Source organism: Ensifer sp. LC163, from assembly GCF_001695855.1.
In the GTDB taxonomy this organism is placed as follows: Bacteria; Pseudomonadota; Alphaproteobacteria; order Rhizobiales; family Rhizobiaceae; genus Ensifer.
In genome coordinates, this window is record NZ_MBSS01000010.1 from 1 (window position 1) to 21,018 (window position 21,018).

The window sequence follows — 21,018 nt, forward strand, 5'->3', positions numbered from 1 at the left end:
CCACCAGGCGGAAGGTCGTCATCCTTGCTCCCAACGTTGACATTGACCAGCGCGTCGAGAGGCGAGAGTGTCGCATCTCTAACTGGCCCAACTGTCGCATTACTAAATAGCCACTACACTCAAAAGTCACATAATATACGTTATGGAACACCCGAGCGGTTTTGCTCGTGTTGCTTTTTGATCCCAAACCGCCGGTTACATTGTTGTGGAATTCCTCGATAAACGGCGGTTTCCAGTGTTGCTTTTTTAGATTGGCATAGCGACATTTGCGCGGGTTCAGGAGCGCGGGTCAGCTATGCCGGTCAATCTTGCTTCATCATTGCTGCCGCCAACTTTACGCGGCATGGCCAGCGTCGACCATTACGGAATTCCTCGGTTCTGGGCGACCATCTGGATCGACGTACTGACACCGCCGTTGGAGCCGTCGACCAGGCGCAAGCATCTAACCGCTTTGGACCGGCTTTACGACGCGGCCAAGCGCCAACGCGGCAGCGAGTGCCTTGACCGCTTGATCGCGGAAGCTGACGCGGATGCACTTGAGGACGTCCTACTGGGTTTCCTCGCCCAACTACGAAACGAAGCCGTCATCACGGGTTTCGACAAGAACTCGACCTGGACCTCGGCCGTCAGCTTCGTGATCGACATGCTCCGGCGTGCAGGAAACTCGTCAGGCGCTCGCGTCGCCGAAATGGAGGCCAAACTTCTCAAGCTTGACGCGCTTTACCGCCAGCTCGCTCCAAACCCCGAGACGAGCGCACCGGTCATCCGCGCGCTACCGTCAACGGTGGTTCTGGACCTCCACGAAATCTTCCGGCCGGATTCTCCTCGCAATCCGTTCAAGACGGAAGCGCTTCGCTGGCGCAACCTCGTTATCTTCTTCCTGCTGCTGTTCCTGGGATTGCGCCGTGGTGAAGCCGCGTTGCTGCACGGAAACTCGTTCAAGGAAGACTTCAACTTCACCACCGGAACTATGGACTACTGGCTCGACGTCGAGGAGACGCAGGACGGCGACCCGCGCTACGAGCAACCCAGCTTGAAAACCGCGAAATCTCGGCGGCAGCTTCCGATGCCCAAGGAGATTGTTGATCTAATTCCCACCTATATCAGGAACTTCCGGGGCAAAGCGAATTATCCGCACCTTCTGATCTCTCAGAAAGCCAAGCCTCTGTCGCTTCGTTCGATGAACGAGATATTCGAGGTGGCGAGCAAATCGCTGTCCGAGAAAGCGAAGAAGTCGTTAGAAAAACAGGGGCTTGAAGGCGTTTCTTGTCACGATCTACGACATACGGCAGCCGTGGTCCGGATGACGCGGTATCGCGACAGGGGCCTCGATCTGGACACGGCGCAGGAGAATTTGCGGGAATACTTCGGCTGGTCGGAAGAGTCGAACATGCCCCGCCTCTACGCCAAATCCTACTTCGAGACCACCCTTGCAGAGGTGTGGGACGAGACGCTTGACACCTTCGTGGACGCCTTGAGGCGCATCAATCCGGAGCGAGAGCATTGAACGCTGCTGCATTCAAGTTGGAACTTGGGCTGCTCGACGAGATCACCAGCTTGACCGCTAAGCTGCCGTCCCTGCCTTCTGTTGTTAGATACTTCGACGACTTCAACAATGAGGTGCACTCGATCCGGGACATATCGTCAAGCGGCAGAATATTGATCTGCGTAGACGGCCTTGAACGGGTGATCGACTTTGATGCTTTCGGTGCTTTGAGTATCGCTATGAAGCACGTTGTGGTCGACTGGTTCCAGCGACTCGATCCAACAACTGTGGTCATGAAGGCCGCCAACGCCCTTATTCTCCATTGATCTCTCCGAACCTGCGTCGAATGGTTACCTTATACCCTGTTTAGGCGGACAGGAGGGCAATGGCTTCGTCTGTCGGTCGCACATCGCCAAAGCTCCGATAGATGGCGGCACTATGGAGCAAGTATCCAAGATTTGAATGATGCGCTCAGCTTCGCTTTATCGTGCCCTGATGAAAGAGCATCTGCCACTTCTCCCCGTTGTGCTTCCAGATTGAGCTTCGCAAAACATACCGCTTTGACCCGTCGTCTTGTGTGCGCTGACTTTCGTACGTCAAAAGCACCGCGTCGCGAGAAATAGAAGTAAGGCTGTAATTGGCCGTTCTGAGATCACCATCATTGTTGTCATCTTCCTGAATCAAAAGATCGATGATCTCTGCTCGGCGATATACGGTTCCTGATGCTCCGAATTCAACAAATCCTTCTGCAAGCAAAGCTTCGACCGCATCTCTTGACCGCCTGACTTCCGGGCGATGAAGGGCCTCTTCAAGTGATCGAATATCGGCAAGTTCGGCACGAAGGCTTGTCATCGCTGGTAACTCCAATGGGATGGGCATCAAGACGTCGGGAGCAACAAAGGACATTGTTCTGTAAAGCAACATCGTTGCTGTTGTTGCGAAAGCGTACAATCCCAAAAACAACAAACCCACCCGTTTGTGGGCTGCGTTCTCGTCGGCGATATCGATCTCATCAACGAGATAGTCGCGGCAGCTCCAGCGAGCCTAGCGAGGAACACCGCCCTCCGCTTTAATTAGCTAATCGAAAAAGGTCGAAAGTGGATATGGGACTGCAAGGGGAGGCATATCGTTCTTCGCGAAATATCGAAGCGATCTCGTCTCGTTATCCGTCCAGGAATCTCGCACTGCCAGCACTTGGCATTTGAAGAGGGTGACCACATACTCGACTTGGTGACCGTTCGGGTAGGTGTACCTAAACTCGTGTCCGCCGAAGACGCCTAAAATGCTTGTAGAGGACACTGTGTAGCCAGTCTCTTCCATCACCTCCCGAGTGACAGCTTCCTGCGGCGTCTCTCCCGGCTCAATTGCACCGGCGGGCAGGCTCCATCCTTCCCCGGAGGCCTTCTCTTGCAAAAGCAGATTGCCTTTGGCGTCATGAATCACCGCCGCAACGGAAGGAAGCAGAAGCAATCGGTTCCCGATCAGACCGCGAAGCTCCATTACGTAGGATGCCATTCGATTACTTTCTTGAAGAAGAGAGGCTGATCTGATTAGCCGAGGACTAATTGGGATGATCACCGTGCGCAAGCTTCGCGTCAACGTTCACGTCGCCATCAAAAGCAACAAAGCTACGGTTCGAAGTCAGCAACAAGGATTTCCATGTTGCGAACCTGTCAGATTTGAAAAGCAACAAATGGCCTATTTTTGGTGTTGCAACACCCATCCCAACCGGTGACTGCCGAAATAACATGCCATACAAGGGATGAATATCACTCACTCATCCAGCTTCAGTGCCGAAACCGCACTCTTTCGACCCAGGAATAATTGGCGCTGTGTGACGAACGGCGCCAGCGCAACACTTGGCGGGCACCCACCTCACAAACACTACAATCCTCCATAACCACTCTACGCCGGCGTGGGTTCGGAGCGGATTAAGCCGGTACGATCGAGCGGTGAAATGGGCACTCCGACGCTGCATTCGTCACCAGCTTTCGTTGCAGTTGCCATCGTCACTTTGACTTGAGATCGGACCGCTCTGATGCATTCCAGAGAATGTGCACCAGGGCTGCTCCTGCCACGGACGCGAGCTGATCGCTGCCATGAAGCACGGCCGCGTGGCGGTTGCCCCTTCGGACTCCAAGGTGCCTTGATACTGCGGCAAGTTTGCTTGCTCATGCCTTTGAGTGTGGCCGTCTTCGGGAAGCAATCGAAAGATGTGGAAACCGAGCCCAATCGCGTTGTCCTACCAGAGCCCGGATGGAATGTTTCGCCAAGAGCGCTGAAGCGGCACTGAGTCGCCACATGAAGCGGAGTCCGAGGCAGCCCCGCTGAGTGGTCGTAAGCTGCGACGCGGCGAACGCCTCAGCGCGCCATTGGCCCAACTCAGCCCAATCATCAGCAGAACATAGGAGGAATGCACATTGGCCGCTGCCACGTTTCAGCCGAACCTGATGGGGTCTATCGGCTTCAACTCGCAAATTGCAGCGCTTTCCATTTGCGCCGTTACAGCCGTGACCGCGATATTCTATGTCGCGTCTTACCAAAGTTTGCCGTGGAACGACGTTCCGATGGAACCGGCGCCTGAGATCGCGCCGGCAAGCGGCACAGGCACGGCAAGCCCGCCGAAGTTCGAGATCGTGTTCAGCGACGGCGACCGCAGCCTGATGGTCTATGGCGGCTACGTCTACATCGTCCGACTCGGTGACAAGCTGCCTGACGGTCGTCGGGCGATCGGGTTCGAGAAGCGGGAAGGAAGTTGGTCCGCAATGACACTCTAGAAGGTGTTTCCGGTGCGGCCTTTGTGGATGTTAACGGAATGTTAACGCTCGCATTAGACGCACCGCCCCTGCCCTCCCAGGCGCCATTGCCTGTCACGGCGAACTGGCGCAACCCTTTTGTTAAGGACTTGTAAACCAGTGTTTTGGGTGGTGCATGATGATGAACGAAACGTTGCATAATGGCTTGCCGGAAATCGAAAATGGCCCCATTCCGCCGGAGAGCGCCCCGATCGGCGAGCATGCAGTACAGGGCATACCGCTTGTCATCGAGGCAGTCCTCGGTCGCGCAAGATTGACTGTGGCCCAACTCTACAAGCTGCATCGGGACGACCACATAGATCTCGACACCAATTTCGGAGACCCGGTCGACCTCAAGGTCAATGGCACGGTCATTGGCCGAGGCGAGATTGTTTTCGACGAATCCAAGACCGCCATCGGCGTCAAGATCGTCGAGATTTCTCACGGCAGGCGTCGCTAAAAGGTGATTGTGACCTGAATTGGGGCCAGCGTTGAAACGGCAATGAGAGGCAGGTCCGCCTCTTGGCCGGCAGCCATCGCCTCCTCCCCGTTGAGCCCCCATCAGGCGAAAAAAGGGGATCACGGTCTGGAAGAAGGTCGTTAAGACGTTGCAAGACGCCGCAGGCATTTCCCGCGGCGTCTCTGTCGGACAGTCGTCGACAAGCGCTAGCCAACCTTTATCGCAACGGCAGGGCCACCGGGCGGATCGGTGCCGCATCCGCACCGCGGAACTTCAAGGAGGCGCCGACAAACGCGAACTCGTAGACACGATCCTTCGACAGCCCTTCAAGATTGACGAGCTCGATAATCGGCGCGCCCTGTTGGGCGAGCAGATAGGTATGGACCGGGACATAATTGTTCTCGGTTTCGGCAGGAAACGCCTCGAAGCTGAGGTTGTCGGCGCCCACCACCATGGCGCCACCGTCCTCGACCAGGAATTTGGCGGCATCGATGCTCAGTCCCGGAGGATTGCTCATATAGGCGGATGCGTTCTCGTAATGCTGCATGCGCCCGGTGCGGATCAGCACAACATCGCCCTGCTGTAGATTCACACCTTGGCTGTCGAGCGCCGCCTGCAGATCCTTGCGCGTCACCCGATAGTTGTCCGGCAGCATCTGCATGCCCTTGGCTGCGGCGACATCGATCATCACCCCGCGCGCAATTATGGGCGGCAGCTTCTCCGCACCCGTGACGGTCCAGCCCTGATCGCCGAGGTAATCGGCGGCGGCATAACCGTTCCAGATCTTGCCGTTCAGACCGAAATGGTTCAGCGCATCGATATGCGTACCCATATGTGCATACATCGACACGGCGGAGCCGGTGTAACTGACATGATCGTTCATTTCCCTGCCCACTTTCATCGGGTCGGAAACTGCGGTGCCATGCGGTGTGTGGGTCATCCACATCTGGTATGGCGGATCGCCGGCCGCCTCCCAGCTTGGCATGCCGATGAAATACTCGACCGCTAGATCGTAGGATCTGCCACCATCGATGCGCGACAGGATCGTGGCGCGGGATTCAGGCGTGATCAGATTGAGCCGTCCGATCTCATCCTTCGGCCCCCATGGGCTCTTGCCAACCTCTTGCGCTGAAGCCGCGCTGCCGACGAGACCGGCGATGAAGGTGACAGCCAGGGCGCGGCTGAAAACTGCAGTGTCGAACATGATGAACTCCTTCTTCTCGCTTTCCCTGACATCGGGAAACTGAGCCCACCTTATTGCTGGCGCCTGCGCGAATAATCAGCGATAGAACGAAAACATAATTTACTCTGGAGAAAATATGGACCTGCTGGCCGCCATGCGCTCCTTCCGCCGTGTCGTCGAACTTCAGAGCTTCAACAAGGCGGCGGAAGAGCGGGGGCAATCGAACGCGTCGATCAGCAAGCAGATCCGGCAGCTCGAGGCGCGCCTCGGCACAGTGCTGATCGTGCGCACGACGCGCCGCATGAGCCTGTCTGAGACAGGGCACAGCTATTTCGCCGAATGTTGCCGGCTGCTCGATGAGCTAGACCATCTGGAGCGGACGACCTCCGGGGAAGCCGGCGAGATCAATGGCCGGCTCCGGATCAATGCGCCCCTGTCCTTCGGACTGACCGTACTCGCACCGATGCTGGCCCGCTTCATGATGCTTCATCAGCAGTTGAAGGTGGACATGACGCTCGACGACCATGTGCTCGACGTCGTGTCTGAGGGCTTCGACCTGTCCATCCGCGTGCGCGCGACGCTCGCGGATTCATCCCTGGTTGCCAGGCGGCTGGGCGAGGTCGAGCAATTCATCTGCGCAGCACCCGCCTACCTCTCGGCAAACGGCACGCCAACAGAGGTCGGCGATCTCAAGAACCACCATTGCTTGGCCTACCGCCTCGCCGACCAACCCGGGAACTGGGTGCTGGAAGGCCCGGACGGTGCCGCGAGCATCGATGTGCCTGCACGCTTCGTCGTCGACAACAGCCTGATGCTTTGCGAGATGATCCAGTCCGGCGTTGGCATCGGCGTCTTGCCCTCCTTCATCGCCAACCCGCTCCTTGCCAACGGCAAGCTCCTGCGGATCTTGCCGCAGCACAAGCTCGCCCGGCGCAGCATCTACGCGGTCTATCCGACCAACCGCCTGCTTCTGCCCAAGGTGAGGGTCTTCACCGAATTTCTCGCAGGCGAGTTTCGGCAAGCCGGTTTCTAACCAGGCTTGCGCGCCTACAGCGCCGCGCGTCTTATCAGACGCGCAAAGGTCGCTGTAGCACTCCCCAAAGCCGGAGACGATGGAGTGCTGCGCGCGGTGCAATCAGTGCCTGGCATGTGGCGATCACGCAATTTTGCGACGCGACGCCTCGCCTCGGCCGCGCTTAGGCCGATAATGAGCGGAAACGAACCGAAAGACCGCCGATGCACAACGCGATGTCCAAGGTATTGCAAACTGCGTTCCTGCTGGCGCTCATGTCTGCGGGCACATTCGCGGCGGAACTGCCGCGGTCGGGCGATGCAGTCTTCGACCGCGTCATCGCGTTGGTGAACTCCGAGTTTCACGACGAAACCGCGCTCGGCCGCTTCAACGAAACTGCGAGGAAAGAAATCGAAGGCGCGAGACCGGCGCTTTCCACAACCGGTTCTGCCGCACGCGTTGATGCTGCGATCGACATGGCACTTGCCAGCCTGCGCGCGTCCCACAACGGCCGCTTCAAACCCGACACAATCGCCTACTTCGAGCTGAGCGACATATTTCGCTTCGCCATCCGCGATGATCTGCGGCGGCTGTTTCCGCCGGAGGGAGACGTCAGTTATCCCGGCATCGGCATGGTCACGCAGGTGATAGGCGATGCCAGGTTCGTGAGCGCTGTCTATGATGGTTCTCCGGCGGCAAAGGCCGGGGTCATCATGGGCGACGAGATCCTCGCCGTCGATGGATTGCCCTATCGCGAAATCGCCGCCTTTCAAGGCAAGGTCGGGCAGTCGGTCGACATCCGCCTGCGCCGCAAGGCAGATGCGGCGCCAATAAGTGTCAAGGTTGCGGTCGAAAGGCTACGCCCGCTCCCAACGTTCGAAAAGGCGATCGAGAACAGCATCGCAGTGAGCGAACGCGACGGAAGAACGATCGGCTATGTCAGGTTCTGGACGCTGTCGACGCGCGACGGGTTGGATATCGTCGCACGCGCGCTTTCGCAAGGTCGCCTGAGCGCTGTCGACGGTGTGGTCGTGGACCTTCGCGGACGCTGGGGTGGCGGTGCGGCCGACGCCGCGGAACTCTTCGTCGGCGACACGCCATCGTTCCGGTTGATCCCGCGGCGCGGGCAAGCGACGCTCGCAAATGTTCGCTGGCGCGGTCCGGTGGTGGCGCTGGTCGATGAGGGCACGCGCAGCGGTCTCGAGCTTTTCGCCTATGCGCTCAGGATAAACGGCATTCCCCTTGTGGGCGAGCGCACCGCCGGCGCCCTGTTGGCAGGCCGCGCCTATATCCTGCCCGACGACAGTCTGCTGGAAATTGCCGTCTCCGATGCGGTCATCGACGGCAACGTACGGCTGGAAGGAACCGGGATCGCCCCGGACATTGGTGTCGACTTTCCCCTGGCCTATGCCGCCGGCCGAGATCCACAACGGGAAGCCGCGGTCTCAGAGCTGCTTCGGCTGATTGCCGACGGCACCTCGGACCGCACCGTGACGCCAGGAGAACGCTCGCTGACACGGTGATCACGAACGTCACACCTTGCCCCTTGCAGGCCCATTCAGGCTGCCGCGTTCCCCCAAACGATTTCGCGACCAAGCCGGACGACCTCATCGACGAGCAGCTTCAAGTCCTGCCGTCTGGTGCGGTGATTGTTGATCGCGACCCTCAGGCAATGCTCACCGTGCACGGTCGTGTCGGAGAGAACTGCGGTCCCTTCATCCTGCAGGCGCAGCATGATCTCGGTATTAAGTGCCTTCAATTCGTCGCCGTCCTTGCCTTCGCAGCGGTAACGGAAACAGACGATATTGATGTTGGTCGGCGCCACCAGTTCGAGCGCAGGCTCCGCGTCGACCAGGTCGCTCAGATACCGCCCCTGGGCTATATTCTGGTCGACGAGCCGGCCGAACTTGGCGATGCCGTGCTCCTTCAGTGACATCCAGATTTTCAGCGCCCTGAAGCCACGTGACGTCTGCAGGCCATAGTCATGAAGCCAGGGTGCTGCCGCGAGACCACGCGTCGTTGCCACCAGATATTCCGGCGTCACTGCGAAGGTCCCGCGATGGGCCGAAGCATCCTGAATCAACACGCAGCCAGCCTCGAATGGCGCGTGCAGCCACTTGTGCGGGTCGAGCGCCACCGAATTGGCCTTCTCGATCCCGGCGACGCGAAAGCGGTTCTGCGGAGCAACGGCGATCAATGCGCCGATGCAGCCATCGACGTGCAGCCAGAGGTCCTCTTCTGCCGCCAACGCCGCGAGTGCCTGCAGATCATCGATGGCGCCGGTGTTGACGGTGCCAGCGGTCGCAATCACGCAGGCAGGCATATATCCCGCCGCGCGATCTTCCGTGATCGCACGCCTCAGCGCAGCCACATCGATGCGCAGCTCGGCGTCGGTCGGAATGCGCCGGAGCGCCTGGTTTCCAAGCCCAAGCGTCTCCATCGCCTTGCGGTGACAACTGTGGATCTGGTCGGATCCATAGTAGCGCAACGGCCGCGCGATTGCCGCAACACCAAGCTCCCGGATATCGACACCGGCTTTGACATTGCGAGCCACGGCAAGGCCGATGATGTTGGCAACCGATCCGCCGCTGACCAGCGTGCCGCTGGACGAGGCTGGAAATCCCAACATCTCCTTGCACCAATCGACGACCTGCTGATCCATGAGCGCTGCTGCATGATTGCCGCCGCCCAGATTGGAGCCCTGGATGGCGGCAAGAAAGTCGCCGAGTGCTCCGGTGAAATTGCTCGACCCCATGTACCAGGACCAGAAACGCGGATGGATGTTACCCATTGGGTAACCCAAGACATTCGCAGCCACCTCGCGGTAGACTTCGTCCGTCGGCGTCGGCGACTGGGGCAGCGAGGCGGCAAATGACGCGCGGACCGGCTCCGGCATGTCCAGCCAGACATGCCGATCACGAACACCGCTGATGTAATCGATGGCGTCGTCGACGATCCGATGCGACAAGGCGCGCAGATCCGTCCAATCGTCAGGATCCAGCGTTTCTTCACCGGCGGCGGCTGTCTTTCGTGATGCCTCCATTCGTGCCTCCCGATTGCTCGAAATTCTTTCATGAAAGGGGTACGGCTGCGTGCGGCATTAGGTCAGCGAAAAGGCCGTTTAGGCGGCGATCTCACCTACCTCTTATGGCCATTGCCACGCCGTCAATATGAACTCCTGACGCGCGCTTTCAATAAAATTCGCAGGGGATGGAAACACTCCGCCCCTCTCTCGTCCATAATCGGCGCTAGGGAGACCGGGCTTGGCAGGCTATATTTGCCCTATGGAGATCGTGACGGAGAGATTCGCATCGATGCCGAACCCTACAAACGGCAAGAACAATGGTCGGGTAGAGGCCAACGACGAACAACCCCTCGGCGCCCAGTTGCGGATGATGCATGCAGCCTTCATGGCTTCGCCGCTCCGAAACCGGATCATCTGGCTCGCCCTCGGTATCCTGATGGTGATCGTGACGACTGCGTTCGGTCAGATCATCCTCAATCGATGGTACAAACCGTTCTACGACACGCTGGAAAGACGCGATCTGCAGGCATTCCTGCACCAGCTCGTCGTCTTCGCCCAGATCGCCGGCGCCTTACTCGTTCTCAATGTTCTGCAGACATGGCTTGGCCAACTTGTCCGCCTGAAGCTACGGGAAGGCCTGACACTCGACCTCATCCACGAATGGATGAAGCCGGCGCGTGCATTCCGGCTGGCCAATGCCGGCGCCATCGGCATCAATCCCGACCAGCGCATCCACGAGGACGCCCGCCATCTCTCGGACCTTTCGGCGGGGCTGACGATTGGGCTGATACAATCCGGCATCCTGCTCGCAAGCTTCATCGGCGTGCTCTGGTCTCTGTCGGACGGATTCGTCTTCCACATCTCGGGCATGGCCATCGACATTCCGGGCTATATGGTCTGGGCCGCCATTCTCTACGCCGGCACGGCCTCATGGTTGAGCTGGCTCGTCGGGCGTCCATTGGTCAAGCTCAACGGCGAACACTACGCACGCGAGGCGTCGTTGCGCTTCTCACTGATGCGCATCAACGAGCACATCGAGGCCGTGTCGCTGTCATCGGGCGAGGCCAACGAGAAGCGCCGGCTGCAGGCCGATCTGTCGTCTGTTCTTGAGATCAGCCAGAGCCTGCTGCTCGCCGTCACGCGACTGACGTGGGTGACGGCCGGTTATGGCTGGATCACCGTCGTCGCGCCGATTGTCATCGCCTCGCCCGTCTATTTTGCCGGCGATCTCAGCTTCGGCGGTCTGATGATGGCCGTTGGTGCCTTCAATCAGGTACATGCCTCACTGCGCTGGTTCGTGGACAATATCGGCGCCATTGCCGACTGGCGCGCGACATTGATGCGCGTCGCGGCCTTCCGCTCGGCACTTCTCGTCATCGACGACCGGCACGAAGGTGACAAGCGCATCGAGTTCGTTACGGCGGACGGTCCGCAGATGATGTTCGATCATATCGAGATCGTCTCGGCTGCCGGTTGCATCAAGCTCTCAGAGCCGAATGTCACGATCAATCCCGGCGAACGGGTGCTTGTCACCGGTGCGTCGGAGGTTGATAAGGCTCCGTTCTTCCGGGCCATTGCTGGCCTGTGGCCCTGGGGGCACGGCCGCATCTCGCTGCCGATCGATGATGGCCTCGCCTTCGTTCCCCGCTCGCCGTATTTTGCGCCGGGTACGTTGGAGGAGGTGCTCGCCTACCCGAAGACACCAGACAGCTTCAAGAACGGCGAACTTGGCGGCGTGCTTTCCAAGGTCGGCCTCGGCCGCCTCGCCGACCGCCTCGATCAGGACATGCGAAAGAAGCTCAATCTGAGCGAAGTCGAAATGCGCCTTCTGGCAATCGCCCGCCTTGGCCTGCACAAGCCTCGGTGGCTGATCATCGACGAGGCATTGGACACGCTTGAGGACGATGCCTATCGCAAGGTCATGACCTTTCTCGACCGCGAAATGGGTAAGGCGGCAATCGTCAACATCGGCCGCAAAGAACGCGCCAACGGCTTCTTCACCCGCGTGTTGGAGCTCGAGAAGGACGCCGCCGGCGGTTCGTTGCGTCTGATCCGTCCAAAGAGCCTGCGCCCGACCAATCCGCAATTGGTTGATTGACAGCGTCTGCGCTGAAGGCGGCACATTAAATTGCTGACGCATCCATTTGATTAACAAGAAACAGCGCCTTCATGGAAGGCGCTGTTTCGGTAGGCAATGTTGCCGCGGATCTTAGCGCGCGCGCAGCTTCATGTGACGGTTGACGTCCTTGTAGAGCAGGTAGCGGAACTTGCCGGGGCCGCCGGCGTAGCAGGCCTGCGGGCAGAATGCGCGAAGCCACATGTAGTCGCCGGCTTCGACTTCGACCCAGTCCTGGTTAAGCCGATAGACGGCCTTGCCCTCGAGCACGTAGAGGCCATGCTCCATGACGTGGGTTTCGGCAAAGGGAATGATCGCGCCCGGTTCGAAGGTCACGATGGTCATGTGCATGTCGTGCCGGAGATCGGTCGGGTCGACGAAACGAGTCGTTGCCCACTTGCCTTCCGTGCCGGGCATGGCTGAAGGCGTGATATCGGCTTCGTTGGTGAAGAAGGCTTCAGGGGTAGGAAGACCATCGACGTACTCATAGGCCTTGCGGACCCAATGGAAGCGAACAGGCGCTTCGCTTCTGTTATGCGCCGTCCAGTTGCTCGCAGGCGGAATGAAGGCGAATCCGCCGGGCAGCATCCGGTGCTCCTTACCGTCGAGCGTGACGGTCAGCTCGCCCTCGACGACGAACAGCGCACCCTCAGCACCCTCGTCGAGTTCCGGCCGGTCGCTGCCGCCGCCGGGAGCGATTTCCATGATGTACTGCGAAAATGTTTCAGCAAAACCGGACAATGGACGTGACAATATCCACAGGCGGGTTTTGTCCCAGAACGGCAGATAGCTGGTGACGATGTCCATCATCACACCCTTCGGAATCACCGCATAAGCCTCGGTGAAGACCGCGCGGTCCGTCAGGAGCTGCGTTTGTTCCGGAGCGCCGCCATGGGGCGCGTAGTAGTTACGACCAGTCATTTCCGTCCTTCAGTTCTCAAACAGGCGCCGCCTCCTCACAAGAGCGGCGCGGTTGGGGTTATTGCCAATGGAATGTCAAAGCAGCGCGGCGCGCAGGTCGCGCGGCTGATCCTTCTCTTCATCGAGATCCAGTTCCGCCTCTACGTGGTGCAGATGTTCGGCCATCTCCTTGATCGCCGTGTCCACATCCCTCGCCGCGATGCGGTCGACGACCGCCATATGTTCGTCCGGCCCGCAGTTGTGCAGGTGGTTCGACCGGTACATGGCGGTGATCAGCGAAGTTCTCGAAACCAAGTCCCGCAGGATGCCGAAGAGGAAGGCGGAGCCGGAGAGTTCCGCCAGAAGCAGGTGGAATCCGCCGGAAAGACGAACGATTGCAGAGAGATCACCTGCCCTGCCCGCAACCCGTTCTTCATCGACATGAGAGCGCATGCGCTCGATGTCTTCCACCGTGGCGCGCTCGCACAGGCGCTCGACGACGCGTTGTTCGATCGCCCTTCTCGTGACGAAGACGTCCCGCGCTTCGTCCACAGACGGCTCGGACACGAAGGCGCCACGGTTTGGCATGATCGTGACCAGCCCATCCCGTTCCAGCGCGGTCAGCGCCTGGCGGATACGGGCTCGACTGACGGAGAAAATCTCGGCAAGCTGCTCTTCCTTGAGGCGGGTGCCGGGACGCAGCCGCCGCTCCGCGATCGCAAGCCAGATCTTCTCACAAATGATAGCCGTCGGCGCCCCGGCGGTTTCGTCCGCATTGTACATGAAATCTCCCATAGCCGTTCGCATACTCTGGCCGGCCAGCTCTCAAAGTCAATTCCACTCACTGCAGTTTGATATTGACTACAAAATTGTAGACAATATTGTGTACCGTAACTTGGTATGCTGTGGCAACCACTTAAACAACGGCCATCGACCGGTTTGACAGCCGACCGTACCCGACCCGAGAGCTCATTGATGGACTTCGACTTCACCGAACTGCCCGCCCAGGACCGCTACCGGTTGCTGACAAATTTCATCGGTCCGCGCCCGATCGCGCTCGTGTCCACGCTCTCGCCAAGCGGCCAGGACAACGCCGCGCCGATGAGCTTCTTCAACGTGTTCTCGCATGATCCGCCCATCGTGATCCTGGGCATCCAGACACGACCGAACGGCGAAGAGAAGGACACGGTCAGCAACATCCGACGCACAAACGAGTTCGTCGTCAACATGGTCGACATGGCGATCGCCGACCAGATGCTCGTCTGCGGCCTCACCTTCGAACCGGATGTCGACGAGGTGGCGATGGCGGGGCTCACAGGGGCCGATGGCGTCAAGGTCGGTGCCCGCCGCATCGTCGAATCGCCTTGTTCTATGGAGTGCCGGGTCGAACGGCTGATCGAGTACGACCGGCGGGTCATTGTCCTGGGCGAGGTCGTCCACATGCATGTGCGCAAGGACTGCCTGGATGACAACGGCCACTATGTCGATCCGTCGAGCTATCAACCAATCGCGCGCCTTCACGCAAACAACTACATCACCTCCGATCGACAGTTCGAGATGCGGGCACCCGACATCGCGTCCTTTGCCGCTCCCAAATCGAAAACGAACTGATCCATGCGCATCCTTGTCGTCAACCCGAACTCCACCGCCTCGATGACCGAACAGGCGCACCGTAGCGCCGAGAGGGTTGCCGCACCCTCAACGCTGGTGGAGTCCGTCAACCCGACCACAAGCCCCGCCAGCATCGAAGGTCATGCAGACGAGGCCATGGCTGTGCCTGCGATGCTTGCCGAAATCCGCGCCGGCGAGGCGCGCGGGGTCGATGCCTATGTCATCGCCTGCTTCGACGATCCGGGCCTTGGCGCTGCGCGTGAAATCGCACGCGGACCGGTCATCGGCATCTGTCAGGCGGCCATACAGGTGGCGATGAACATCGCCACGCGTTTTTCCATCATCACGACCTTACCGCGCTCGGTGCCGATCATCGAGGACCTGGTCGATGCCTACGGTGCCGGCCATCGTTGTCGCAAGGTGCGCTCGGTGGACATGCCCGTGCTGGCGCTTGAGGAGGACCTCGCCCATACGGAAGAAATGCTCGTGCGGGAAATCCTGCGCGCCAGGCATGAGGACGGCACCGAAGCGATCATTCTCGGCTGTGCGGGCATGTCGGAACTGTGCGACCGGCTGAAGCTGAGGACCGGCATGCCGGTGATCGATGGCGTAACCGCTGCAATCAAGCTCGCCGAAGCGCTGGTTGGTGCCGGCTACTCCACCTCCAAGGTGGGTGCCTATGACTATCCGAGAGTCAAGGCTCCGACAATCGCCCGCATTGTGGATTCAGTAGCTTAAGAAACATCTGCAAGTAACTGAAAACAAAAAGCTCCGGAGGAACGACCCTCCGGAGCTTTTCTTATTCTGCTGATGACGCTTGGACTATGCCGCCTGCGTTGGCTTGGCCGGTGACGCCAGAGCTTCCTCGACGCGGTGGCACGCCGCACGGGAACCATCGGAAAAGCCTCTCATCGCGGGGCGTTCGCTCTTGCAACGGGCATCAGCCAACGGACAACGCGGGTGAAAGGTGCAGCCCGACGGCGGATTGAGCGGGCTCGGCACTTCGCTTGCCGTGATGCTGCGCTGGCGCTTTGGTTCGGCAATGTCAGGAATCGTCTCCAGCAACAACCGCGTATAGGGATGGCGCGGATTGGCGAAAAGCGTCTCCGTGTCCGCCTCCTCGACGATGCGGCCGAGGTACATCACCGCAATCCGATCCGACATATGGCGGACCACGCTCATGTCGTGGCTGATGAAGAGATAGGTGAGTCCCATCTCATCCTGCAATTTGCGCATCAGGTTGAGGATCTGAGCCTGCACCGAAACGTCGAGCGCCGAGGTCGGTTCGTCGCAGACGAGGAACTCCGGCTCGCCGGCAAGTGCGCGCGCAATCGAAATACGCTGACGCTGACCACCGGAGAACTCGTGTGGGAATTTCGAACCGTCCGAAGGCGCAAGGCCGACGATACGCAGCAACTCGCCCACACGCTCCATCACCTCTGCTTCCGAGTTGCGCAGCTTCAGTTCGCGCAGCGGCTCGGCGATGATGTTCTTTACCCGCCAGCGCGGATTGAGGCTGGCGAAGGGATCCTGGAAGATCATCTGGGCGGAAAGTGGCTCGCCCGAACGCCCGGGAGCGAAGCGTACCTCTCCCTCCGAGGCGTGATAGAGACCCGTGACAAGCCGGGCGACGGTCGACTTGCCGCAGCCGGATTCACCCACCAAGCTGAGGCAGCCACCCATCGGCACAGTGAAGCTGATGTCGTCGACCGCTCGCACGAACTGGCGTGGCTTGCGCTCCAGGACCCGGTTCAGCCACGGGGCCGACACATCGAAATTGCACGTCAGATCGTTGACGGTCAGGGCGTCACTCATAGAACTCCTCCTGCATTGAGCCAGCAAGCACTGACACCGAGGCCGACCGGGGTCGGCTCCGGGCGATCTTCACGGCAACGCCGCCCCGCTTCGGGACAACGCGGATTGAAGGCGCAGCCGCGCGGGATGGCGTTCAGACGCGGCATCGAGCCGTCGATCTGGTTCAGCCGCTCGACCCGACGGCCGAGCGCCGGGATCGAGCCCATCAGCCCGCGCGTATAGGGATGACGTGCATTGCGCAGCACTTCTTCCACCGGGCCGATCTCGACCAATCGCCCGGCATACATCACCGCGACGCGATCGGCTGTCTCGGCGATCACGCCCATGTCATGGGTCACGAGCATGACGGATGTGCCATGGTCGTCGCAGAGACGACGCAGGAGAGAGGTGATCTGCGCCTGGATCGACACATCAAGAGCCGTCGTCGGTTCATCGGCGATGATCAGCTTCGGCTCCGCCGCAAGCGCAAGGGCAATGACCACACGCTGCCGCATGCCGCCCGAGAACTGGTGCGGATAGTGATCGAAGCGGGCCTCCGGTGCTGGAATGCCCACTTCCTTGAGCAGGTGGATGGCGCGTTCCTTGGCACCCTGCTTCGACAGCTTCAGGTGAAGGCGGATCGTCTCGACCAGCTGCGCGCCGACGGTAAAGAGCGGGTTCAGCGATGTCAGCGGATCCTGAAAGATCGCGCCGATCTGCCGGCCGCGCACGCCCTGCATCTCCGTGTCGGAAAGCTGGTCGATGCGGCGGCCCGAAAGCCAGACCTCGCCGCCGGATATCCGCCCCGGCGGTTCGAGCAGGCCCTGCACGGCAAGGCCGGTCATCGACTTGCCGGCGCCGGATTCGCCGACCACGCCCAGGATCTCGCCTGGCCGAATGCTGAGCGAGACATCAGACAATGCCGCAACAGTGCCGTGCCGTCCGGGAAACTCGACGCAAAGTCCTCGCACGTCGAGAACCGGCGATGTTACGAGCTCACTCATGCCGCAGTACCTCCAAGGGATAGCTGGGTGGGAAGATTTCGCTGACGGGTGGGTGTGCCCAGCTGCGTTCGGGGTACTTGGCAATCAGCCCATCGAACTGCCGCTGCGCCTGCCGGCGTGCCGCATCCATGTCGATGCCGGCCACTTTGCCTTCATGCATGGACAACCGACCGTCGACGAAGACTGTCTTGGTGACACGCCCCGAGCCGCCCACGACCAGCGTCGTGATCGGATCGATCGCCGGCGCCATATGGTGATCCATCAGGTCGAAGACCGCGATGTCAGCCCGAGCGCCTGCCTCAAGCCGCCCGAGATCGCTGCGTCCCAAGGCCTTCGCTCCGCCCAGGGTGGCGGCATCGAAGAGATCGGCACAGCTGACGGCTGCGGTATCGCCCTCGACGACGCGGCAGGTGATGAGGCCGACAAGCAGGTTCATCAGCATGTCAGGCGGCGTCGTGTCGGTGCCCATGGCGATGTTGATGCCGCGCTCCTTGACCGAGCGGAAGGAGTTGAGCGTGCTGCCGCCCCGTGCCGAGACCAGCGGGCAATGGACGATGCTGACGCCGTTGTCGGCATAGAGCTGCAGGTCGTTCGAGGTTGCCTGCGTGGCGTGGGGTGCGATCAGCCGCGAACTCAGGAAGCCGAGACTCGCCATCCACTCCGGCGCCGTCTTGCCGTGAAGGCGGCGAACCGTGTCGACCTCCATTGTCCCTTGCGCGGCGTGAAGCCTGATCGGGCAATCAAGTTCACGCGCGGCATCCGCCGTTTGCCTGAGCAGGCGTTCCGTGCACGTCTCGACCCGGTCGGGCGCCAGCAGGCCGCGAACCAGGCCGCCATGGCGGCCGTCATGATCGCGGATGAAGCCGATGGCGTCGTTGAGGCCCTGCAGCCCCCTCGCCTCGTCGAACACGGCTTCGAGCTGTCCCGGCGCTTCCAGCACCATGCCGCCGGATCGGTAGGCGGGGCTGAGATAGACGCGCAGGCCGAGATCGCCGGCAGCATCGGAGGCTGCGGCGAATTCCTCGACCGTCTCGCCCCACTCGCGGTAGAACAACGACGCGATTGGCGCCGCAGTCGTGATGCCGTTGAGCAGCAGCTGGGCGAAGGAAAAGCGCTTCTGAAACGCCAGCTCCTCCTGCGTGTACATTTCATAGGGACCGCGCTCGACGTAGGATCGCGGCCAGACCCGGCCCTTGGCCCAGCCGGGTTGATGGTCGACCGCAAGAATCGTCGTGTCGAGATCCGACAGGGCGTCGAGGTCGATCAGGCCGGGGCTGATCATCGCCGCGCCGAAATCGATCCTGCGAGCCACCTCGCCCTCGAAGTGCGGCCCAACATATAGCAGGCTGCCGCCTTCTATGACCACTTCGCCATTCGGGATCAGACGATGACTACCGTCACGATGGCCGAGCACCCATTGGGCAGTCAGCAGCGTGCGGCCTTCGGCGCGCGCGCCGAGCTTCAAATCCTTGAGATCGATCATGGGATGGCCACCTCCGCGACACCGTTACGGGCAATGACGCGACCGCGCTTGACGACAAGCGGACGCGGTGCGACTTCGACGACGGCATGGGCGAGCGTTTCGCCGACCAGCAGGGTGAAATCGGCATTGCAACCGACGTCGAGGCCATAGCCGGCAATGTCCATGACGTCAGCTCCACCGGTCGAGCAGACATGAAGCGCGTGCTCCAGATCGACGTCACGGCGCAGCCCGTTCTTCATGCCGAGGATGCGAGCGCGATCCATCATGTCGGGTTGGCCCCAGGGTCCCCAGGTATCGCGAATGCCATCGCAACCGGCGGCCACTTTCACGCCAGCCTCCTTGAGGCGCATGATCGACGGTACCGTCGAGGACGGCGAGCCTGTCGTGACGATGCGCACATCGAGATCGGCGATCTGCTCGATAAGGCCGGCGACCCGCAGGTAATCGGGAGCGCCGAGCGCAAAGGCGTGGCTGATTGCAACCCGCCCCTGCATGCCGAGCGCGCGAATGCGCTCGAACATCATTTCCATGCTGAAGGCGCCGAGTTCGCCGGCTTCATGCAAGTGGATATCGATTGGCTTGCCATGTCTTTCGGCGAGCCCGAAGACGGCATCGAGGTGCCCCTTCGGATCGCGGTCGATACCGCAAGGATCAATTCCGCCAAGGACTTCCGCGCCATTGCTCAGAGCCTGGTCGAGAAGTTCGACGGTGCCTGGGCGCGTTACCAATCCCGACTGCGGAAAGGCGACGATCTCGATGTCGATGATGCCATCGAGCGCCTCGCGGGTCTCAATGAGGCCTTCCATCAGGCGCAGGCCATGGGTGGTATCGATGTCGACATGGCTGCGAATATGGCTGGCGCCGTTTGCCGCCAGCAGGACTGCCTGGCGCATGGACTGGCGATGCGGATCGATGCCGATCTCAAGCCGCTTCTCGCGCTCGAAATCGATACGTTCGCGCAGCGTCGCGACCTTGGCATTTTCGTGCCAGGGCATGCCCCAGACGGACTTGTCGAGATGGGTGTGGGCCTCGACCAGACCGGGAATGGCGATGTGGCCACGGCCATCCTCGATCGCCACGCCGTCGGCCTCAAGGTTCTCACCGATCGCGTCGATCTTGCCGTCGCGGATCAGGATATCCGTCAGTGCCCCGCCGTGGGGACGGACGTTACGGATCAGAAGATTGGACATCGTTCACCTCAGTTTCGGATTGAGTGCGTCGCGCAGCCAGTCACCCAGAAGGTTGACCGAGACGACGAGAAGGCAAAGCTGCAGCACCGGGAACAGGACGACCCACCAGACACCGGAGAAGAGGAACTGGTTGCCGAGGCGGATGAGCGTCCCGAGGCTGGGCTGGCTCGGCGGCATGCCGATGCCGAGGAAGGAGAGTGTCGCTTCCGTCAGGATCGCCATGCCGAAGTTCAGCGTGGCGGCGACCATGATCGGCGTCAGCGTGTTCGGCAGGATATGGTTGAGCATGATGCGCCGCGCCGGCGTCTTCAGGAGCCGGGCCGCCTGCACATATTCCTTGCCGCGCTCGACGATCGTCTGGGCGCGCACGGTTCGGGCATATTGAACCCAGGCGCTGAGCGTGATCGCCAGCACGAGGACAGCGCCCGATCCGACATCGCGCAGCTCCGGCGGCAGCATCTGTCGGGCAACCGCGCTGACGAGAATGGCGATCAGGATCGTTGGGATCGAGAGCAGAACATCGCCGATGCGCATCAGGATATTGTCGATGATCCCGCCGAAATAGCCGGCGATGAGACCGAGGCTGAGGCCGACTGTCAGCGACAGGATCACCGAACAGACCCCGATCAGGATCGAAATACGTGAACCGTAGAGGATGGCCGACAGCATGTCGCGGCCCTGGGTGTCTGTGCCGAGGATGAACGGCCATTGACCATCGGCCTGCCAGATCGGCGGCAACTCCGAATTCCAGAGATCGAGCTGGGCCGGATCGAACGGGTTCTGCGGCGCGATCAAGGGTGCGGCGAAGGCCGCGGCGATAAGAGCGAGCAGGATCAGCGCGCCGGCGATTGCCGACGGGCTGCGGGTGAAAGACCACCAGAGATCGCTCTGGCGCCAGCGCGTGAGCCGGCCGGTCTTGGCTATCGTGGTTGTTTCCTGAGCCTGGTCAGTCATGGGGC

Annotated in this window: 20 protein-coding genes; 9 read left to right on the top strand and 11 right to left on the bottom strand. The window is 60.6% G+C overall.

What is annotated here, in order from left to right:
- Positions 1-295 precede the first annotated feature (295 nt).
- Positions 296-1,507, top strand: a complete 1,212-nt coding sequence (locus BC360_RS08680; protein ID WP_065794931.1) for a tyrosine-type recombinase/integrase — start codon at positions 296-298, stop codon at positions 1,505-1,507.
- Complete coding sequence (locus BC360_RS08685) at positions 1,504-1,812, top strand: hypothetical protein (protein WP_065794932.1); 309 nt, start codon at positions 1,504-1,506, stop codon at positions 1,810-1,812. The genes BC360_RS08680 and BC360_RS08685 overlap by 4 nt, the downstream gene beginning before the upstream one ends.
- 145 nt (positions 1,813-1,957) lie before the next feature.
- Here the strand turns inward: BC360_RS08685 and BC360_RS08690 are convergent, their stop codons facing one another.
- Positions 1,958-2,338: a DUF4440 domain-containing protein gene (locus BC360_RS08690; protein WP_065795021.1), complete on the bottom strand. Its 381-nt coding sequence runs from the start codon at positions 2,336-2,338 to the stop codon at positions 1,958-1,960.
- A gap of 225 nt (positions 2,339-2,563) precedes the next feature.
- Positions 2,564-3,001 carry an NUDIX domain-containing protein gene (locus tag BC360_RS08695; protein ID WP_065794933.1) on the bottom strand — a complete coding sequence of 146 codons (438 nt, stop codon included), beginning with the start codon at positions 2,999-3,001 and terminating at the stop codon, positions 2,564-2,566.
- Positions 3,002-3,906: 905 nt separating this feature from the next.
- Between BC360_RS08695 and BC360_RS08700 the strand changes: the two genes are divergently transcribed.
- Positions 3,907-4,263, top strand: coding sequence for a hypothetical protein (locus BC360_RS08700; RefSeq protein ID WP_065794934.1), 357 nt, complete (start codon positions 3,907-3,909; stop codon positions 4,261-4,263).
- A gap of 160 nt (positions 4,264-4,423) precedes the next feature.
- The gene (locus tag BC360_RS08705; protein ID WP_161491368.1) at positions 4,424-4,741 is read left to right on the top strand and encodes a FliM/FliN family flagellar motor switch protein; all 318 of its coding nucleotides are present in this window, start codon (positions 4,424-4,426) and stop codon (positions 4,739-4,741) included.
- A 217-nt stretch (positions 4,742-4,958) separates the two neighbouring features.
- On the opposite strand, the gene BC360_RS08710 is transcribed toward BC360_RS08705, so the two are convergent.
- Positions 4,959-5,945, bottom strand: a complete 987-nt coding sequence (locus BC360_RS08710; protein WP_083222488.1) for a cyclase family protein — start codon at positions 5,943-5,945, stop codon at positions 4,959-4,961.
- Positions 5,946-6,060: 115 nt separating this feature from the next.
- Between BC360_RS08710 and BC360_RS08715 the strand changes: the two genes are divergently transcribed.
- Complete coding sequence (locus BC360_RS08715; RefSeq protein ID WP_065794936.1) at positions 6,061-6,957, top strand: LysR family transcriptional regulator; 897 nt, start codon at positions 6,061-6,063, stop codon at positions 6,955-6,957.
- 203 nt (positions 6,958-7,160) lie between these two features.
- The gene (locus BC360_RS08720) at positions 7,161-8,459 is read left to right on the top strand and encodes a S41 family peptidase (RefSeq protein ID WP_065794937.1); all 1,299 of its coding nucleotides are present in this window, start codon (positions 7,161-7,163) and stop codon (positions 8,457-8,459) included.
- Positions 8,460-8,494: 35 nt separating this feature from the next.
- Here the strand turns inward: BC360_RS08720 and BC360_RS08725 are convergent, their stop codons facing one another.
- A complete protein-coding gene (locus BC360_RS08725; RefSeq protein ID WP_065794938.1) occupies positions 8,495-9,979 on the bottom strand; it encodes a pyridoxal phosphate-dependent decarboxylase family protein in 1,485 nt (494 codons plus the stop codon).
- Positions 9,980-10,250: 271 nt separating this feature from the next.
- Between BC360_RS08725 and BC360_RS08730 the strand changes: the two genes are divergently transcribed.
- Positions 10,251-12,059, top strand: coding sequence for an ABC transporter ATP-binding protein/permease (locus BC360_RS08730; RefSeq protein ID WP_065795023.1), 1,809 nt, complete (start codon positions 10,251-10,253; stop codon positions 12,057-12,059).
- A gap of 111 nt (positions 12,060-12,170) precedes the next feature.
- Here BC360_RS08730 and BC360_RS08735 read toward each other — a convergent pair whose 3' ends face one another.
- Both BC360_RS08735 and BC360_RS08740 read right to left on the bottom strand, forming a co-directional pair.
- The gene (locus BC360_RS08735) at positions 12,171-12,998 is read right to left on the bottom strand and encodes a bifunctional allantoicase/(S)-ureidoglycine aminohydrolase (RefSeq protein WP_065794939.1); all 828 of its coding nucleotides are present in this window, start codon (positions 12,996-12,998) and stop codon (positions 12,171-12,173) included.
- 75 nt (positions 12,999-13,073) lie between these two features.
- Entirely contained in the window at positions 13,074-13,760 is a 687-nt protein-coding gene (locus BC360_RS08740) for a GntR family transcriptional regulator (RefSeq protein WP_065783595.1), read from the bottom strand.
- Between the two features lie 192 nt (positions 13,761-13,952).
- Between BC360_RS08740 and BC360_RS08745 the strand changes: the two genes are divergently transcribed.
- Both BC360_RS08745 and BC360_RS08750 read left to right on the top strand, forming a co-directional pair.
- Positions 13,953-14,588, top strand: coding sequence for a flavin reductase family protein (locus BC360_RS08745; RefSeq protein ID WP_065794940.1), 636 nt, complete (start codon positions 13,953-13,955; stop codon positions 14,586-14,588).
- 3 nt (positions 14,589-14,591) lie between these two features.
- On the top strand, positions 14,592-15,326 hold the full coding sequence (locus BC360_RS08750; RefSeq protein WP_065794941.1) for an aspartate/glutamate racemase family protein: 735 nt from the start codon (positions 14,592-14,594) through the stop codon (positions 15,324-15,326).
- A gap of 84 nt (positions 15,327-15,410) precedes the next feature.
- Here the strand turns inward: BC360_RS08750 and BC360_RS08755 are convergent, their stop codons facing one another.
- The 5 genes from BC360_RS08755 to BC360_RS08775 are packed head-to-tail and all read right to left on the bottom strand — an operon-like array spanning position 15,411 to position 21,013.
- Positions 15,411-16,403: an ABC transporter ATP-binding protein gene (locus BC360_RS08755; RefSeq protein WP_065794942.1), complete on the bottom strand. Its 993-nt coding sequence runs from the start codon at positions 16,401-16,403 to the stop codon at positions 15,411-15,413.
- Positions 16,400-17,386: an ABC transporter ATP-binding protein gene (locus BC360_RS08760; protein WP_065783591.1), complete on the bottom strand. Its 987-nt coding sequence runs from the start codon at positions 17,384-17,386 to the stop codon at positions 16,400-16,402. Before BC360_RS08760 ends, BC360_RS08755 begins: the two co-directional genes overlap by 4 nt.
- A complete protein-coding gene (locus BC360_RS08765) occupies positions 17,379-18,869 on the bottom strand; it encodes an amidohydrolase family protein (RefSeq protein ID WP_065794943.1) in 1,491 nt (496 codons plus the stop codon). Before BC360_RS08765 ends, BC360_RS08760 begins: the two co-directional genes overlap by 8 nt.
- Positions 18,866-20,059, bottom strand: coding sequence for an amidohydrolase family protein (locus BC360_RS08770; RefSeq protein ID WP_065794944.1), 1,194 nt, complete (start codon positions 20,057-20,059; stop codon positions 18,866-18,868). Before BC360_RS08770 ends, BC360_RS08765 begins: the two co-directional genes overlap by 4 nt.
- A 3-nt stretch (positions 20,060-20,062) precedes the next feature.
- Positions 20,063-21,013 (bottom strand): ABC transporter permease, encoded by a 951-nt coding sequence (locus BC360_RS08775; RefSeq protein ID WP_065794945.1) that lies wholly within the window; start codon positions 21,011-21,013, stop codon positions 20,063-20,065.
- Positions 21,014-21,018 lie beyond the last annotated feature (5 nt).